The organism is Pseudomonas sp. Z2-11, assembly GCF_054161305.1.
Genome location: NZ_CP096395.1, coordinates 5876571 through 5892664 on the forward strand (window position 1 = coordinate 5876571; position 16094 = coordinate 5892664).

The 16094-nt window shown below is 62.1% G+C and carries 14 protein-coding genes; 7 read left to right on the plus strand and 7 right to left on the minus strand.

The genetic code is table 11. From position 1 onward, the window contains the following. Positions 1-55: 55 nt before the first annotated feature. Positions 56-1270, minus strand: a complete 1215-nt coding sequence (locus tag M1E16_RS26240; protein WP_458128743.1) for a cytochrome P450 family protein — start codon at positions 1268-1270, stop codon at positions 56-58. Positions 1271-1437: 167 nt separating this feature from the next. Here M1E16_RS26240 and M1E16_RS26245 point away from each other — a divergent pair, with 167 nt between their 5' ends. Next, a complete protein-coding gene (locus M1E16_RS26245) occupies positions 1438-2595 on the plus strand; it encodes a serine hydrolase domain-containing protein (protein ID WP_458128744.1) in 1158 nt (385 codons plus the stop codon). A 160-nt stretch (positions 2596-2755) separates the two neighbouring features. Here M1E16_RS26245 and M1E16_RS26250 read toward each other — a convergent pair whose 3' ends face one another. Further along, positions 2756-3817, minus strand: a complete 1062-nt coding sequence (locus tag M1E16_RS26250) for a transglycosylase SLT domain-containing protein (RefSeq protein WP_458128745.1) — start codon at positions 3815-3817, stop codon at positions 2756-2758. 208 nt (positions 3818-4025) lie between these two features. Here M1E16_RS26250 and M1E16_RS26255 point away from each other — a divergent pair, with 208 nt between their 5' ends. From M1E16_RS26255 to M1E16_RS26275, 5 genes are all read left to right on the plus strand, one after another. After that, on the plus strand, positions 4026-4514 hold the full coding sequence (locus M1E16_RS26255) for a CesT family type III secretion system chaperone (RefSeq protein ID WP_434627262.1): 489 nt from the start codon (positions 4026-4028) through the stop codon (positions 4512-4514). Between the two features lie 15 nt (positions 4515-4529). After that, positions 4530-5435, plus strand: coding sequence for a hypothetical protein (locus M1E16_RS26260; RefSeq protein WP_458128746.1), 906 nt, complete (start codon positions 4530-4532; stop codon positions 5433-5435). Beyond that, positions 5371-6654, plus strand: coding sequence for a hypothetical protein (locus tag M1E16_RS26265; RefSeq protein ID WP_458128747.1), 1284 nt, complete (start codon positions 5371-5373; stop codon positions 6652-6654). The genes M1E16_RS26260 and M1E16_RS26265 overlap by 65 nt, the downstream gene beginning before the upstream one ends. A 346-nt stretch (positions 6655-7000) precedes the next feature. Next, complete coding sequence (locus M1E16_RS26270) at positions 7001-9409, plus strand: penicillin acylase family protein (RefSeq protein ID WP_458128748.1); 2409 nt, start codon at positions 7001-7003, stop codon at positions 9407-9409. 89 nt (positions 9410-9498) lie between these two features. Continuing rightward, on the plus strand, positions 9499-9840 hold the full coding sequence (locus M1E16_RS26275; RefSeq protein WP_014340738.1) for a carboxymuconolactone decarboxylase family protein: 342 nt from the start codon (positions 9499-9501) through the stop codon (positions 9838-9840). A gap of 2 nt (positions 9841-9842) precedes the next feature. On the opposite strand, the gene M1E16_RS26280 is transcribed toward M1E16_RS26275, so the two are convergent. After that, positions 9843-10808: a GlxA family transcriptional regulator gene (locus tag M1E16_RS26280; protein WP_458128749.1), complete on the minus strand. Its 966-nt coding sequence runs from the start codon at positions 10806-10808 to the stop codon at positions 9843-9845. 185 nt (positions 10809-10993) lie between these two features. Here M1E16_RS26280 and M1E16_RS26285 point away from each other — a divergent pair, with 185 nt between their 5' ends. Continuing rightward, a complete protein-coding gene (locus M1E16_RS26285; RefSeq protein WP_458130369.1) occupies positions 10994-11632 on the plus strand; it encodes an HD domain-containing protein in 639 nt (212 codons plus the stop codon). A gap of 174 nt (positions 11633-11806) precedes the next feature. On the opposite strand, the gene M1E16_RS26290 is transcribed toward M1E16_RS26285, so the two are convergent. The 4 genes from M1E16_RS26290 to M1E16_RS26305 all read right to left on the minus strand — a co-directional run bounded on the left by M1E16_RS26290 (position 11807) and on the right by M1E16_RS26305 (position 15919). Continuing rightward, positions 11807-12694, minus strand: coding sequence for an ABC transporter permease subunit (locus M1E16_RS26290; RefSeq protein WP_305498066.1), 888 nt, complete (start codon positions 12692-12694; stop codon positions 11807-11809). After that, positions 12691-13611 carry an ABC transporter permease subunit gene (locus M1E16_RS26295; protein ID WP_434571068.1) on the minus strand — a complete coding sequence of 307 codons (921 nt, stop codon included), beginning with the start codon at positions 13609-13611 and terminating at the stop codon, positions 12691-12693. Before M1E16_RS26295 ends, M1E16_RS26290 begins: the two co-directional genes overlap by 4 nt. Continuing rightward, positions 13608-14750: an ABC transporter ATP-binding protein gene (locus M1E16_RS26300; protein WP_014340741.1), complete on the minus strand. Its 1143-nt coding sequence runs from the start codon at positions 14748-14750 to the stop codon at positions 13608-13610. Before M1E16_RS26300 ends, M1E16_RS26295 begins: the two co-directional genes overlap by 4 nt. Before the next feature lie 71 nt (positions 14751-14821). Next, entirely contained in the window at positions 14822-15919 is a 1098-nt protein-coding gene (locus tag M1E16_RS26305) for a polyamine ABC transporter substrate-binding protein (RefSeq protein ID WP_458128750.1), read from the minus strand. Positions 15920-16094: the final 175 nt, after the last annotated feature.

The window sequence follows — 16094 nt, forward strand, 5'->3', positions numbered from 1 at the left end:
GCAACCGCTGATTTCTTGGCGATGATTCACCCGCAAACCCATTTGGCCACCCGGATCAATCCACCGACCAACGCACCGGCAACGCATCCGGCCCCCTGAAATTGGGTACATAGCGCCAGCGTACGGCGCTGGGCTCCACCGCCAGTTGCAGCCCGGGACAACGCCGCAGCAAGGTCGCCAAGGCTATCTCCAGTTCCTGCCTCGCCAGCGAAGCCCCTAGGCAGTAATGAGTACCTTTGCCAAAAGACATGTGCGGGCAGGCCGGGCGAGTGATATCCAGTGTGTCCGGATCGGCGCACATCGCCTCGTCACGATTGGCCGCCCCCACCACCGCCACCAGCAGTTGCCCCCGCTGCAAACGCTGTCCGGCCAGTTCCGTGTCCTGGGTGACGAAACGAACCATGGCCCGTTCCACCGCCGAGTCATAACGCAAGAACTCTTCCACCGCGTCGGGCATCAATGTCGGCTCATCCCGCAATTGGATCAATGCCTCGGGATGCTGCACGAGCGTGTGCACGGCGTTGCCAATCATCGATGCCGAAGTTTCGTGCCCGGCGATGATCAGCAACGCGATCATGCTGCACAGCTCACTCCGGCTGAGCATACTGCCCTCTTCCTCGACCTGGGCCAGGGCCGACACCAGATCATCGGCCGGTTGGGCCCGGCGCTGCTCGATCAAGGCGAGCATGTAGCTGGCAAACTCTTCGTAGCAGCGCTGCAGTTCGCTCAGGTCATGGCCCACCTGCCGGACAATCATGTGGGACCAGCGCCGGAAATCGTCGCGATCCTGAGCCGGGACGCCCAACAGTTCGGCGATGACGGTAATCGACAGAGGAAAGGCATATTGGCTCACGACGTCCATCTGTCCGCTCGACTGCACTGCGTCCAGCAACGTCTCGGCGATTTGTTCAATGCGCGGTCGCATGGCGTTCACTGCCTTCAAGGTGAAGGCCTTGTTGACCAGGCGACGCAGGCGGCGATGGCTCTCCCCGTCGCGGTTGAGCATGTGCTCATTGAGAAATGCGATGGACTGCTCGCCGCCGAGCATCGCCGCGAACCGCGGATCGATGCGCGACGGATCACGGGCGAAGCGATCATTGTCCAGCAGGACCTCTTCGACTTCCCGGGCACCGGTGACGTACCACATCGGCAACTGCCCGTCGGGCTGGCTGAGGAACACCGGAGACGACTGGCGCAGCGCCGCATAGTGCCGATAAGCCTCGCCGCGAAACGCGTCGCTATTCAAATCAAGGGTCCGCTCGTACGCCATGAACACTCTCCAGAGGAAGGAATCGTTGCCCATGAGTGGCTGGACTGGCGTAAAAAGATCCCTGCCAGAGCAAGCTCGCCCACCAGCCCCCTATCGCCTGTCACCGGATGAACCGTTTGCCCGGCCAGCGTCACTCAAGGGGAAACCCAACCCCGCGTGGAGCTGACATGACGCATGCACTTGCCATCCATGGCCACTGTGACCCTCGCTTCGAGCCGGTCAGAGAGGCTTTTATCCAACTGATGAAAAGCCCTTTCGAACGCGGCGCCGCCCTGTCCATCCAGATCGACGGCGAAACGGTGATCGATCTGTGGGCCGGAATTGCCGGGCCGGAACCGGACGTCCAATGGCAGCGCGACACCCTGCTCAACCTGTTCTCTTGCACCAAGCCGTTCACCGCAGTGGCGATAATGCAACTGGTGGGCGAAGGACGCCTGGACCTCGACACGCCGGTCTGCCGCTACTGGCCCGAATTCGCCAACGCCGGCAAAGCGTCCATCACCGTGCGCCAGGTACTGTGCCATCGCGCCGGGCTACCGGCGTTGCGCACTCCCCTGGCGCCGGAAACGCTTTACGACTGGGACACCATGATCGACCTGATCGCCGAGGAACGGCCCTGGGCCGACGCCGGCAAACAGCAGACCTATTCGCCGCTGCTGTTCGGCTGGATTCTCGGTGAATTGCTGCGCCGGGTGGATGGCATGGCCCCGGCGCAAAGCATCCACCAGCGGGTGGCGCTGCCACTCGGGCTGGATTTCCACATGGGCCTGGACGACGCGGACATCGCTCGATGCGCCTACATGGCGCGCACCAAGGACGACGTCGATGACGAGGCCTTTGGTCGAGTGCTGCAGTTCGTGCTCAACGAGCCGACGGCCATGAGTTCATTGGCCTTCGCCAATCCGCCGATGGTGCTGGGGCGCAGTAACGAAACCGGCTGGAAGCGCATGACCCAGCCGGCGGCCAACGGCCACGGCAACGCCCGCAGCCTGGCGGCGTTCTACGCCGGCCTGCTGGACGGACGCCTGCTGGAATCACCGCTGCTCAACGAAATGCTGTGCGAGCACAGCGCCGAATACGACCCGACGATCCAGACAGCCACCCGTTTCGGCCTGGGCATCATGCTCGACCAGCCGGACGTGGCGAACGGCAGCTACGGCATGGGAACGAGCGCGTTCGGCCACATGGGCGCCGGTGGCACCATCGGCTTTGCCGACCCGGAGCACGGCGTGGCGTTCGGCTTCGCCTGCAACACCATCGGCTCCTACGTCCTGATGGACCCTCGCGCACGCGGCCTGGCGAATGTCGTGATGGATTGTTTGTAAAATCCGGAATCGGCGATGGTCAATCCGTGGCGAGGGAGCTTGCTCCCGCTGGATTGCGCAGCGATCCCGTTTGTTTGATGGGCGCTACGCACCCAAGCGGGAGCAAGCTCCCTCGCCACGGGTTAGATATCAACAAGCGAATCGTATTGCTCCAGCGCTCTCACACCCCAGGTGGCACTGCCGCCTCGGCCACCTGCGGCTCGACCGTATCTGGCGAAGCGACCACTTGCTCTTCGCCATCGCCGACCCGGGGCAACGCAGCCTTGGCGATCATGTCCGGTTGCGCCAGCAACTTGCGCGATGCTTCCACCGGCATCAGCAAACGCCCCCTTACGCGGCCACGGCCGGCCGGGTTGAGCATGCGCAACTCCCGCTCATGCACCCCCGATAACTGCGCCAGCTGCGCCAGGTCCACCGGCTGCTCCAAGGCGACCATCTGGAAGTACGGCTGGTCGGCAATGGGGGCCAGGCTCACGCCGTAGTCCGCGGGAGTGTTGATCAGTTGCGATAAAGCCAGCAGCCGCGGCACGTAATTCTGGGTCTCGCCGGGCAACGACAGGTTCCAGTAACTGGTCGCCAGGCCACGGGCGCGGTTACGCGTGATGGCGTCGCGAACCCGCCCTTCCCCGGCGTTGTAGGCAGCCAGCGCCAGCAGCCAGTCGCCGTCGAAGTAATCGTGCAAGTAAGACAGGTAATCCAGGGCAGCCCGGGTGGAGGATGGAATATCCCGGCGCTCATCGTAGTCACCGTGCTGCTGCAATTGGTAACGGCGTCCGGTGGCTGGAATGAACTGCCAGAGCCCCAACGCCTGCGCAGGCGAACGTGCATTGGGATTGAACCCGCTTTCGATTGCCGGCAGCAAAGCCAGCTCCAGGGGCATGTTGCGCTTGTTCAGCTCGCCCACGATGAAGTGCAGGTAACGGCTACCGGCACGGCCGGTCTGGGTAAGAAAAGCCGGGCGCTCCATCAACCAGCGACGCTGCTCGTCGATGCGGGCCACGCCCTGGGTCCGGGTCTGCAAGGAAAATCCCTGGCGCATGCGCGCCCACAGGCTGCCGCCGCTTTGCGGGGATGACTCGCCAATCTCGATGATCGTGTCCGTGGGCGCCGGCTCAAGCCAGCGTAGCTGCGCGCGGTAAGGCTCGTTGGCGAAACGGTCGCCAATGGTCAACTGCGGTTCGAGATGCTGGCATCCGTACAGCAAGGTCCCCATGGCCAGCATGGACAAACCTTTGGGGATGGATCGCAGAGCTGGCGAAGATGCAAGTGATCGGGACATGGGCGGTCAACCTTGAATGAGGTGGCGCCATTGGGTGGCAGATCACCGGCCAGCGGTTCCACACCAGTCAGTGGAACCGAAATGCCCCGGCTGTCACTCATCAGGGGCAGCAGGCGCTCGTCGGTGCCTGGATGACAATGCGAGGTCCATCATGGCGTCACCCACCTATTGCAAGCTGATCGATCAGTTGTGCGAACTCACGATGATTCCCAGCCCGTCAGCGTTCTACGAAGAGGCAAACCTGTCGGTCAAGGATGTGGACTTTTCCTTGAAGCACACGCCTGGCGTGGGCGAGGGAGACGTTTTTATCTACTGCGGCTTCGGCCCCCTGCCCGTGGCGAATCGTGAAGCGGTCCTGCAACGGCTACTGGAAACCAACCTGTATCTGCTCAGCGGCGCGTTCTGCCCATCGCTGTCGTACAACCGCGACAGCAAACAGGTGGTCCTGATCGGCCACGTCCCGCTGGAGGGCCTTACAGCCGAGCGCCTGCTCGGGCTGATGGGCGGTGCCGCCGACATGGCGCTGATCTGGCGCGATGGCTATTTCTTCGACGGTGCCAGCCCAGACGACGCCGCCAAGACCGCCCAGCCCAAACCCACCCCGCGTAGCGCAGGGCTCAACAACGCCCTGTCGATCTAGGAAGGAGAACACGACATGCCAGCAGTATCAGTAGGCGGAACCTCAAGTTCGGCGCCATTGCACCCGCAGCAGGACGATCGGATCCTGCCGGTGAGAACCAGCCTTTCCGAGCAGGTTCGCCCGTCCACGACCCCCCTTGTGCCGTATCACTTCGAAGGAAAGGCGTCCGACAAGACTCAGGAAACGCTCAGGGTCAAACAGGAGCGCTTGCAAGGAATGATCGGCAGGCTCGGTAAAAAAGATCCTGAGGGGGACCCCATCGGCTTTGCCCGTGAGCATATGAAACTGGAAGCAAAGGTATTGAGCTATGCGCCAGGGACAAGCTATCAAGACGTGCAAAAGCACCTCGCCGAACTCGGCGGCACACCCCACCCGATGCTGTCAGGCCAGGACGAAACCGAAGCATTCGCCAAGGATTTCAACGAGTACCTGGCCAAGAACGAGGACGACAGGGAGGAGAGCGGAGGTTTCAAAGCGGTCTGGGACAAGCACTGCGAACGCGTTGGTAATACCCTCGGCGCCTATCATTCGCTGTGTCAGGAAGTGATCGATCAAACCCCGGGAGAAGGCGATCTCAAGCTGCTGCGCAGCAGTCATGAAGCTTTTCGCGGTTATGCCAAAGGCGTCACGCAAGCCATGACGCAGGACATGCCCCAGCGGCTGAACACGTTCATGGAAAGCCGGATCGAGCACGCGCAACTAGCGGCGGACAACGAGAGCCTTCCCCAGGCTGACCGAGACAAGGCGAGGGATGAGTTAGGCCAGTTGCGTGAGGTCAACAAAGAGCTTGGCGGGTTGTTGAAGAAGGAGGACGACAAACCTAGCAAGCTGGCAGCGGCGACGAAAAAAAAACGAGGTGCTGGACACCGCGCTGAAGAACGTCGCACGCCAGGACTACGTGGCCGAACTCAAGACCCATAGCGGCTTCGTGACAGGCCTGGCTGTATTTGCCGACGCAGGAATCCCCCAAGGCCTCGCGTCTGCCGGACATTTCGGCGCTGCCACCGCGGCGATCGACGAGGCGATGGCGGACCAGTCCTTCGGGAAACATGTGGCGGCGACGTCAACCGTCCTGGGTACCGCCCACAAGGTAATCAGCGATGGCCTGCGCCCGTTTGTCCAGGTCGTCGTCGACAAGACGATCGGCCGGGGGCTGGAAAAGGTCGACCCGCTGGCGGTATACCCCAAGGCCCTGCAAGACATCACCGTGAACGGACGCCGGGTTGCCAACGCCCAACGTGAGACCATCGACGCGACACAGAGCGAAAAGCGCGCCGATTTCAAACTCAAACAGAACGCCAACAATTTTGGCACCATGAGCGGCGACTTCACCGGTTACCTCGCCTTCGGCGCGGCTCATGCGGTGAGGGACACGATAGATCAGTTCACGTCCGTCAACGCCTCCGGTATCGCAGCTCGCAGTGTCGCCTCTGCGGTAGGCGGCACCTTCATGGCGGGCGGGCAGGCGGTTGCCAAATATGCCCAGACCCATGGCGATGAGCAAATCCCCACCTACCGCGTCACGAAGGAAAACCGCGAGTGGAAAGAACTCCTGCCCAAGGCGTTTGCCGAGGCGACTGGCAAGCTCAACCCGATCAGCATGGCCAATGTCAGTGACTTGGCCAACCGGATCGTGGGGGTGGGCCCAGGGATCGCCATGCGCACCGGAGTTGGGGATGCCGCCGCGGTGGGTGAAGACCCTGAAGTCAAAGAAAAAATGGAGCAGATCGTCACTACCTTCTTCTCGTCCGGCCTGACGCTGCTCCCATTCTTTGCCAACAGCGTGGCGGCACCGCTCGAGAACAAGGCACTGAGCGACGGCACTGACGACCTTGCCAAGCGGGCGCAGGTACCGTGGCAGAACGTAACCAACCCTAACCGGGACAGCCTGCCACACACCCAGACCGAAGGCTTGACCCGCAATCTGGAGAACGTCTATCACGTCACCCGCGGGCTGACCCAGATTGTTCCGCAGGGCAGCCTCTCCGCGCTCAACATCACCTCCGACTTTGCCAAGGGGTTGGTAACGAATCGGAAAAAAGCGCCCGCTGGCGACAACATGGAGCTGGCAGAACGCGGCGAAGCCCCGCCACAGAGCGGACCGTCCAACGAACCAACACCCACCCCTCGACCTAACTGAGAAAGCCGCCGGACCATCGCTCGGTGGCCCGGCATCCCTCCTTCCACGCTGGCCGCAGGAACTTCCCTGCGCCAGCCCTCGCGACACACTCCGACCGCCCCCCCGTGGCGAGGGAGCTTGCTCCCGCTCGGCTGCGAAGCAGTCGTAAACCGGCCAATGCGGTATGACTGAATTACCATGATGCCTGGCTTCTGGGGCTGCTGCGCAGCCCAGCGGGAGCAAGCTCCCTCGCCACGGGGATTCGCTCGGGTTGGGAAAAATCCTTCCGAGGAACGATGCGTCGGGAAGCGCTCGCGTGTTAAACAGGGGATCAACGGGACCGCTGCCACTCGCATAAGGAATGACCATGAAACGCCTGCTCGTCGCTTTCCTGTCACTGGTTGTCACCGCCATCATCGTCGCGGGCGGCTACCTCTACAGCAAGCAGCCCACGCGCCAGGGCACCGTGCAGCTGCAGGGGCTGCAAGGCTCGGTGACGGTGCGCTACGACGAACGTGGCGTGCCGCATATCCGCGCCGAGAACGAAACCGACCTGTACCGCGCCCTGGGTTATGTCCACGCCCAGGATCGACTGTTCCAGATGGAATTGATGCGCCGCCTCGCCCGTGGCGAGCTGGCCGAGATCCTCGGGCCGAAGCTGCTCGACACCGACAAGCTGATGCGCAGCCTGCGTATCCGCGAGCGCGCCGCCAGCCATGTCGCCGAGCAGGATCGCCAATCGCCGGCGTGGATCGCGACGCAGGCTTACCTGGACGGTATCAATACCTACCAGCAAACCCATACGCGGCCGCTGGAGTTCGATGTGCTGGGCATTCCCAAGCGGCCATTCACCGCGGAAGACACCGCCAGCATCATCGGCTACATGGCGTACAGCTTCGCCGCCGCCTTTCGCACCGAACCGCTGTTGACTTACGTGCGTGACAAACTCGGTGCCGAGTACCTGAATATCTTCGACCTCGATTGGCAGCCTCAGGGCGTCCTTCAAAAAGATCCCGCAAGCGGTCCGTCCCTGACCAGCAATGACTGGAAAGACCTCAACGCCCTGGCGCGCCTGAGCGAACAGGCCCTGGCCGAAAATGGCCTGCCGCAGTTCGAAGGCAGCAACGCCTGGGCGGTTTCCGGCAGCCGCACGCACAGCGGCAAGCCCTTGCTGGCGGGTGACCCGCATATCCGTTTTTCCGCGCCGTCGGTGTGGTACGAGGCGCATTTGTCGGCGCCGGGTTTCGAGCTCTACGGCCAATACCAGGCGCTGGTGCCCTTTGCGACGCTGGGCATGAACAAGGATTTCGGCTGGAGCATCACCATGTTCCAGAACGACGACCTGGACCTGATCGCCGAAAAGACCAACCCGGACAACCCCGAACAGGTCTGGTACCGCGACCAATGGGTGGACATGACCCGCAGCGAACAGCAGATCGCCGTCAAAGGCCAGGCACCCGTGACCCTGGTGCTGCGCCAGTCGCCCCATGGCCCGATCGTCAACGATGCCCTCGGTGCCAATGCCGGCAAGACGCCGATCGCCATGTGGTGGGGGTTCCTGGAAACCCGCAACCCGATCCTCGAAGCCTTCTACCAGCTCAACCGCGCCGACACCCTCGCCAAGGCTCGCAGCGCGTCGGCCAGGATTCACGCGCCGGGCCTGAATGTGGTCTGGGCCAACGCCAAGGGCGATATCGGCTGGTGGGCCGCGGCGCAACTGCCCAAGCGTGCAGAGGGTGTGAAGCCCGGTTTCATTCTCGATGGCGGTAGCGCTGAAGCGGAAAAACCGGGCTTCCAGCCTTTCACCAGCAATCCCCAGGAAGAGAACCCGGCCAGGGGTTACGTTCTCTCGGCAAATTTCCAGCCGGTGCCGGCCAGCGGAATCGAGATTCCCGGTTACTACAACCTTGCCGACCGGGGCCAGGAGCTGGATCGGCAGTTGAGCGAGAAACAGGCCAAATGGGATATCCAGACCACCCAGAAGCTGCAACTGGGCACCACCACCGCCTATGGCCCGCGCCTGCTTGCGCCGCTGTTGCCGATACTGCGCGAAGCGGTCAGCGACCCGCAGGAGCGCAAGTGGCTTGAACAACTGGCTGAATGGAAGGGCGACTACCCGCTGGACTCCATCAGCGCCACGCTGTTCAACCAGTTCCTGTTCGAGCTGGCCGACGCCGCCCTGGGCGATGAACTGGGCGACGGCTTTTTCGAAACGGCATTGTCGACCCGGGTGATCGATGCCGCGCTGCCACGCCTGGCCGCCGCAAAAGACTCGCCATGGTGGGACGACCGCTCGACATTAGGCACCGAAACCCGTACCGATACGGTGATCAAGGCCTGGAACAAAAGCCTGGTGCACCTGAAAGCCACCTTGGGCGAGGACGCCAGCCAATGGCAATGGGGCAAGGCCCACACCCTGACCCACGGGCATCCCTTGGGCCAGCAGAAACCGCTGGACCGGGTCTTCAACGTCGGCCCGTTCGCCGCCCCCGGTACCCATGAAGTACCCAACAACCTCTCGGCCAGGATCGGCCCGGCGCCCTGGCCAGTCACCTACGGCCCCTCCACTCGACGCATCATCGACTTCGCCGACCCGACCCACAGCGTCACCATCAATCCGGTCGGCCAGAGCGGCGTGCCGTTCGACAAGCATTATGAAGACCAGGCCGAAGCCTACATCGAAGGGCTGTATCACCAGGCGCACCTGGCGGAGGAGGAAGTCACGGCCAACACCCGCGGCACCTTGAAACTGTTGCCCGCCAGGGCGCAGCCCTGAATCCTTTCTTGACCGTCGGCAGGCTCGATCGCCATTGATGGTCAAGACTACAGGGGCCCAAACCCCGTTTACCTCAATGGAGTCATGCAATGTTCAATAACTGGTCCGAGCTGCTGCCCACCATCAAGAGCGCCTTTGGCGCCCTGGGAAAAAGCAATCCGAAAATGGTCAAGGCCTACATGGCCTTGGATGAAGCGGCGGCCGAGAACAACGTGCTCGATGCCAAGACCCGCGAACTGATTTCCATCGCCGTGGCGATCACCACTCGCTGTGACGGTTGCATCGGCGTGCACACCGATGCCGCCATCAAGGCCGGCGCCACTCGCGAGGAAATCGCCGCGACCCTGGCGACGGCGGTCTCGCTGAACGCCGGCGCGGCTTACATTTATTCGCTGCGGGCGCTGGAGGCCCATGACGCGCTGAAGAAGTGAACTCAAACCAGCGCGGCAAAATTCAGCCTGAACTGCTGCGGCGTTACGCCCAGCCTGCGATTGAATACGCTGCGCATGTGCTGGGCATCGCGAAAGCCGCATTGATACGCCACGGTCTTGAGCGGTGCCCGGGTGCTTTCCAACATCACTCGCGCCGCGTCCACCCGGGCCTGCTCGACGAATTCCGCTGGCGTGACCTTCGCTTCCCGGGTGAACACCCGGGAGAAGTTGCGTTGGCTCATGTTCGCGGCGTTGGCGAGGTCGGCGATGCCCAGGTCACCGTTGAGGTTGGCCATCACGTATGACTGAACCTGAGCCACCGCGGAGGCAGGCTCGGCGTGCGGTACGAGGAACGGACTGAACTGCGACTGCCCGCCCGAACGCTGGGTGAACACCACCAGCCGCTTGGCGACATTCAGCGCCACGTCCGGCCCATGGTCCTGCGCTAGCAGGAACAGCGACAGATCAATCCCCGCCGTGACACCCGCCGAGGTGTAGAGCGCGCCGTCCTGCACGTACAGCCGATCGGCTTCGACCCGGGTCGAGGGACACATCCGCGTCAATGCCGATGCATCGCCCCAATGGGTCGTGACAGTCCGCCCTTCGAGCAAGCCGGCCCGAGCCAGCATGAACGCGCCGTTGCAAATCGAACCGAAGCGTCGCGCACGGGCGCAGGCGTCGCGCAACCAGGCATTGAACGCCGGGCCAAAGTCCATGAATGGCAACTGCGGGCCGCCCGCGACCAGCAACAGGTCACACGCACCTGACGCTTCGCTGAAATGTCGGTGCGGGTTGAGGGACATTCCGTTGGAGCAGGACATTGCGCCGGGCTCGATACCGATCACTTCCAAGCGATAGTGATCATGCGGGGCGAGAAAGCGATTGGCTTCGCAGAAGACATCCATGGGGCCGCTGATGTCCAGAGACTGGGCGCCTGTGAATACCACGATGGCGACGGTTTTTTCCATGGTCTGCGCTTACCTGTCCGGGTTGTCCAGCGAACCCTAGCCAATCCGGCGTGCAGAAGCCAGATGGCATGAAACCCAAGTTCATTGGCCGTAATCGCAGCCATGGCGCGATTGCCGCGTCTTACCCCGGCGAACAGACTGAAACTCTCAGCGCCGCCACGGCGCATCGTCAAGAGGAGAGCAGCATGAACAGCATCGCCGGCATCCGGATTCCCGACAGCGCCCTCGCCCGGGCCACCACCGAATATATCCGCGACATCGAATCAGACCTGCTTTATCACCATTCCCGCCGGGTGTTCCTGTTCGGCGCCTTGAGTGGCGAGCGCCGCCAATTGGCCTACGATCCGCAGTTGCTGTACGTCGGCGCGATGTTCCACGACCTCGGCCTGGTGGAAGGCTATCGCAGTGATGACGAGCGTTTCGAGGTGGACGGGGCAAACGCTGCCGCAGCATTTCTCAAACCCTACGGGCTGAGCGATGACGACATCGAACAGGTGTGGCTGTCGATTGCCCTGCACACCACCCCAGGCGTGCCGAAACACCTGCGCCCGACCGTCGCCCTGGTGACCGCCGGGGTGGAAATGGACGTGCTCGGCATGGACTATGCCGCGTTCCCCGCCGCGCAGCGCGAGGCCGTGGTGCATGCGCACCCGCGTGGAGAAGGTTTCAAGGAGTGCATCATCTGCGCCTTCGCCGACGGCTTGCGGCATCGTCCGCAGACCACTTTTGGCAACGTGAAGACCGATGTGCTGGTGGATCAGGAACCGGGGTTCAAGCCGATGAGTTTCGTCGAGGTGATTCGTACTTCGCCCTGGAATTCGTAGCCGGCAGGTGCTATCGCCTTCGCGAGCAGGCTCGCTCCCACAGGTTTTTGTGGTGCTATCAACTCGCGACCCGGCTCGGATCCCCTGTGGGAGCGAGCCTGCTCGCGAACGCGGCCTGACAGTCACCCTTAAATCGACTGTCAAAGCGCTTTCGCGAGCAAGCCCGCTCCTGCATCAGGCCGAAGTGGTCTCGGGCCGGCGCACCTGCGGTTGTTTCCAGGAATCGGCGGCGCTTTCCTCGATGGCTTGCTGGATCGCTCGCTTGCGGTTTTCTTCGGCGCGGCGGCTGAAGTACCAGACCAGGAAGGTCACCAGCGACACCGCCAGCAGGATCAGGCTCGCCACCGCGTTGATTTCCGGCTTGACCCCCAGGCGTACCGCCGAGAAGACTTCCATCGGCAACGTCGTCGAGCCAGGACCGGAGACGAAGCTTGCCAGCACCAGGTCGTCGAGGGACAACGCGAACGACATCATCGCGCCCGCCGCCAGCGATGGCGCGATCATCGGGATGGTGATCAAAAAGAACACCTTCCACGGCCGCGCACCGAGGTCCATGGCTGCCTCTTCGATGGACAGGTCCAGCTCACGCAAGCGCGCCGAGACCACCACCGCCACATAGGCCGCGCAGAACGTCGTATGGGCGATCCAGATCGTGACGATGCCACGCTCCTGTGGCCAGCCGATCATCTGCGCCATCGCCACGAACAGCAGCAACAGCGACAGGCCGGTGATCACTTCCGGCATCACCAACGGCGCGGTGACCAGGCCGCCGAACAACGTGCGGCCCTTGAAGTGGGTGATGCGGGTCAACACGAAGGCCGCCAGCGTACCCAGCGCCACCGCGGCGATCGCGGTGTAGCAGGCGATCTCCAGCGAACGCACCACCGAGCCCATCAGTTGGGAGTTGTCCAGCAGGCCGACGTACCACTTGACCGACCAACCGCCCCACACCGTTACCAGTTTCGAGGCGTTGAACGAAAAGATCACCAGGATCAGCATCGGCGCATAGATGAACAACAGACCCAGCACCAGCATCAGGCTTGAAAAACTGAAGCGCTTCATTCCTTGCCCTCCATTTCCTTGGCCTGACTGCGGTTGAACAGGATGATGGGCACGATCAGGATCGCCAGCATCACTACCGCCAGGGCGGATGCCACCGGCCAGTCACGGTTATTGAAGAACTCCTGCCACAGCACCTTGCCGATCATCAAGGTTTCCGGACCGCCCAGCAGTTCCGGGATCACGAACTCACCCACTACCGGGATGAACACCAGCATGCAGCCTGCGACGATGCCGTTCTTGGACAGCGGCACGGTGATTTTCCAGAAGCTGTTGAACGTGCTCGAACCCAGGTCGGACGCGGCTTCCAACAGGCTCGGGTCGTGTTTGACCAGGTTGGCGTACAGCGGCAGGATCATGAACGGCAGGTAGGAATAAACCACGCCGATATAGACCGCCAGGTTGGTGTTGAGGATCTGCAAGGGCTCGCTGATCCAGCCCATGCTCATCAGGAAGCCATTGAGCAGGCCGTTGTTGCTGAGGATGCCCATCCACGCGTAGACGCGGATCAGGATCGCGGTCCAGGTCGGCATCATGATCAGCAATACCAGCACCGTCTGCATCTCTTTGCGGGCGTTGGCGATGCCGTAGGCCATCGGGTAGCCGATCAGCAGGCACAGCACCGTGCTGATCAGGGCCATCTTCAGCGAGCCGAGATAGGCGGCGATGTACAGTTCGTCCTCGCTGAGCATCGCGTAGTTGGCGAGGTTGAGCAGCACTTGCAGCTTCTGGTCAACGTAGCTGTAGATCTCGGTGTACGGCGGGATGGCCACGTCGGCTTCGGCGAAGCTGATCTTCAGGACGATGAAGAACGGCAGCATGAAGAACAGGAACAGCCAGATGAAGGGCACCCCGATGACCAGCTGACGGCCACCGGGCGTTATTCGAGCGAGTCGGCGTTTGAGCTTGCGCATGTTCATGAGCGAAGCACCACGCCGCTGTCGTCTTCCCACCAGACGAACACTTGGTCGCCCCAGGTCGGGCGCTGGCCGCGGCGCTCGGCGTTGGCGACGAACGACTGCACCAGCTTGCCGCTTGGCAATTCGACGTAGAACACCGAGTGGCCGCCCAGGTAGGCAATGTCATGGACCTTGCCGCTGGACCAGTTGTGCTCGCAGGTTGGCTGCTCGGAGGTAACCAGCAACTTCTCCGGGCGAATGGCGTAGGTCACGGACTTGTCCTGCACCGAGGTGCTGATGCCGTGGCCGACGTAGATATTGCGATCAAGGTCCTTGCAGGTCAGCACCGCGTGGCCCTCGGCGTCGTCCACCACTTCGGTCTCGAAGATGTTGACGTTGCCGATGAATTCGCAGACCAGGCGGCTGGTCGGGGTTTCGTAGATATCGATCGGGCTGCCGATCTGGGCAATCCAGCCCAGGTGCATGATCGCGATGCGCTCGGCCATGGTCATGGCCTCTTCCTGGTCATGGGTCACCATTACACAGGTCACGCCGACCCGTTCGATGATCTCCACCAGCTCAAGCTGCATCTGCGAGCGCAGCTTCTTGTCCAGGGCGCCCATCGGCTCGTCGAGCAGCAGCAGCTTCGGCCGCTTGGCCAGGGAACGGGCCAGGGCGACGCGCTGGCGCTGGCCGCCGGAGAGCTGGTGCGGCTTGCGCTTGGCGTACTGGCTCATCTGCACGAGCTTGAGCATCTCGGCCACGCGGGCATCGACCTCGGCTTTCGGGATCTTGTCCTGTTGCAGGCCGAAGGCGATGTTCTGCGCCACCGTCATGTGGGGGAACAAGGCGTAGGACTGGAACATCATGTTGATCGGCCGCTCGTAGGGCGGCATGTCGGTGATGTCCACGCCATCGAGGAAGATCCGCCCCTCCGTGGGCCGCTCGAAACCTGCCAGCATGCGCAGCAAGGTGGATTTGCCTGATCCCGAACCGCCGAGCAAGGCGAAGATCTCGCCTTTCTTGATTTCCAGGGACACATCGTCCACGGCAATCGTCTCGTCGAACTTCTTCGTGACCCGGTCGATCTTGACCAGCACCTGCTTGGGTGTCTGGTCGCCCTCGAGGGCTTTCTTATAGGCGCCGGAGGCAACTGCCATTTACGAAACTCCCACAAAATTTGCAGCTCGCCCCAGGTGGGCGAACCTTGGAAAAGTTAGAGCGCTTGACGCTATTTACCCGACTTGACCTTGGTCCAGCTGCGGGTCATGAGTCGTTGGATCTTGGGCGGCAACTCGGAGTTGACATAGAGCTTGTCGACGACCGCTTGCGGTGGGTAGACCGCTTCGTCGGTGCGTACGTCCTGGCTCATCAGTTCGCCAGCCTTCGGGTTCGGGTTGGCATAACCGACGACGTCGCTCACCTGGGCGATGACCTCAGGCTTGAGCAGGTAGTTGATGAACGCATGGGCCTGCTTGGCGTTGCTGGCGTCGCGCGGGATCGCCAGCATGTCGAACCAGAGATTGCCGCCTTCCTTGGGAATCACGTAGGCGATGTCGACGCCCTTGCCGGCCTCGCTGGCACGTTCGCGGGCCTGGAAAATGTCCCCGGAGAAACCGGCGGCCACGCAGATCTCGCCGTTGGCCAGATCGGAGATGTACTTGGAGGAATTGAAGTAGGTGACGTAAGGCCGGATCTTGAGGAGCTGGGCCTCGGCCTTCTTGTAGTCTTCAGGGTTCTGGCTGTTGGGGTCCAGGCCCAGGTAGTTGAGCATGGCCGGAATCATTTCGTCGCCCGAGTCGAGGAACGAAACGCCGCAGCTGGAGAGCTTCTTGATATTTTCCGGTTCGAACAGCATGGCCCACGAGTCGATTTTCTCGACGCCCAATACCGCCTTGACCTTCTCGACGTTGTAGCCGATGCCGTTGGTGCCCCACAGGTAAGGCACGGCATATTGGTTGCCCGGGTCGTTTTTCTCCAGGCGCTTGAGCAGCACGGGGTCGAGGTTGGAGTAGTTGGGCAATTGCGCCTTGTCGAGTTTCTGGAACGCACCAGCCTTGATCTGCTTGCCCAGGAAGTGGTTGGACGGCACAACCACGTCGTAACCGGTACGACCGGCCAGCAACTTGCCTTCCAGGGTTTCGTTGGAATCGAACACGTCGTAGACCGGCTTGATCCCGGTGGCTTTCTCGAAGTCCGCCAGGGTGGTCTCGCCGATGTAGTCCGACCAGTTATAAATATGCACGGTGGAGGCGGCCTGGACACCGACGGCGAGCGTCAGGCCGGCACCGACCAGCAAAGCGTTGCGTAACAAAGAAAAGACAGGCACGTGGAGGTCCTCTTAAATAGTTGGGCCCAAGTTGCCCCCGTTACCGGGCAACGAAATGCCCTGCAACAAAACCGGCGCGCAACTTACCCTCGATAAACCGATCCAGCAAAACTTTTAGTTATTTAATTGCTCCTGTTGTCGCCGCCGGACGACGTCGACAACAGGAAATTGCTTC

Coding starts and splice junctions, on each gene's coding strand:
- M1E16_RS26240 (WP_458128743.1), bottom strand. CDS start 1,270: ATGGCGTACGAGCGGACCCTTGATTTGAATAGCGACGCGTTTCGCGGC.
- M1E16_RS26245 (WP_458128744.1), top strand. CDS start 1,438: ATGACGCATGCACTTGCCATCCATGGCCACTGTGACCCTCGCTTCGAG.
- M1E16_RS26250 (WP_458128745.1), bottom strand. CDS start 3,817: ATGCTGGCCATGGGGACCTTGCTGTACGGATGCCAGCATCTCGAACCG.
- M1E16_RS26255 (WP_434627262.1), top strand. CDS start 4,026: ATGGCGTCACCCACCTATTGCAAGCTGATCGATCAGTTGTGCGAACTC.
- M1E16_RS26260 (WP_458128746.1), top strand. CDS start 4,530: ATGCCAGCAGTATCAGTAGGCGGAACCTCAAGTTCGGCGCCATTGCAC.
- M1E16_RS26270 (WP_458128748.1), top strand. CDS start 7,001: ATGAAACGCCTGCTCGTCGCTTTCCTGTCACTGGTTGTCACCGCCATC.
- M1E16_RS26275 (WP_014340738.1), top strand. CDS start 9,499: ATGTTCAATAACTGGTCCGAGCTGCTGCCCACCATCAAGAGCGCCTTT.
- M1E16_RS26280 (WP_458128749.1), bottom strand. CDS start 10,808: ATGGAAAAAACCGTCGCCATCGTGGTATTCACAGGCGCCCAGTCTCTG.
- M1E16_RS26285 (WP_458130369.1), top strand. CDS start 10,994: ATGAACAGCATCGCCGGCATCCGGATTCCCGACAGCGCCCTCGCCCGG.
- M1E16_RS26290 (WP_305498066.1), bottom strand. CDS start 12,694: ATGAAGCGCTTCAGTTTTTCAAGCCTGATGCTGGTGCTGGGTCTGTTG.
- M1E16_RS26295 (WP_434571068.1), bottom strand. CDS start 13,611: ATGAACATGCGCAAGCTCAAACGCCGACTCGCTCGAATAACGCCCGGT.
- M1E16_RS26300 (WP_014340741.1), bottom strand. CDS start 14,750: ATGGCAGTTGCCTCCGGCGCCTATAAGAAAGCCCTCGAGGGCGACCAG.